The organism is Paenilisteria newyorkensis (assembly GCF_000766145.1).
GTDB lineage: Bacteria > Bacillota > Bacilli > Lactobacillales > Listeriaceae > Listeria_A > Listeria_A newyorkensis.
In genome coordinates, this window is sequence record NZ_JNFB01000036.1 from 1 (window position 1) to 969 (window position 969).

Below are 969 nucleotides of genomic sequence, written 5' to 3' on the forward strand. Positions count from 1 at the left end.
GAACCCAACGCTCCTGTGACCATCAAAAACGGCACGACAACTATCGGTACTGGCACTGTCAAAGCAGATGGTACGTTTGAAGTAACCATTGCCAAACAAGCAGCTAACGCAACCATCACTGCTACTGTCACTAAAGCAAGCAATGGGAAAAAAGCTACGGCTTCAACAACGGTCAAACAAGGTATCGACTACTCCCTAACAGCCAATACCTACAAAATGGGCGATACAAAACTTACTGGTACAGTCGGCAAAAACGTATCGAGAGTCCGTCTATGGATCAATGGCAAGCCGGTAGTCCAAGGCGTTATCAACGCAGATGGCACCTATGAATTCCCAACTGCCGCTAACTTCATCAAACTCGTTGGTGACACAGTGGAAGTCGTTGCTGTTGATAGCAACTATGTCGAAGTAAACCGCAAAACCGTTACTGTTACGGGGACATCAACATTCGATAACGCTTTAACTGTCGCTAAATTCAACACTGGTGATACGAAAATCACGGGTACTTTTGGAAAAGACATCAAAAAAGTACGTCTATCTATCAATGGTAAATCCGTAACACAAGCAGCTACAACAGCAGCCGGTACGTTTGAAATTGCCAATGTAGATAAATTCATTACAAGTCCATTAGATCTTGTCGAAATTGTCGGTGTAGATGATCAATACAATGAACTAAACCGTAAAACAGTCAGCCTTCCTGGGTCAGACACATATGAAAACACATTCTCTGTAGATAATTACTTCATCGGTCAAAACACACTAGGCGGCTCTTACGGTCAACACACAGCTTACGTTCGCCTATGGGTGAACGGTGAGGTTAAAAAACAAGCAGATTTAAACCCAGCAGATAACACCTTCAAACTAAAAGGTATTTTCGGATTCATCAAGAGCAAAACGGACGTAGCAGAAATTGTCTATGTCGATGCGCAATATAAAGTAATTCAACGTGTAGCAGTAACTGTTAAATAA

The 969-nt window shown here is 42.4% G+C and carries 1 protein-coding gene; it reads left to right on the top strand.

Going from position 1 to position 969, the window contains the following annotated elements; translation table 11 throughout:
• The coding region (locus EP58_RS17545; protein ID WP_036093779.1) for an immunoglobulin-like domain-containing protein at positions 1-969 on the top strand (969 nt) is incomplete at its 5' end.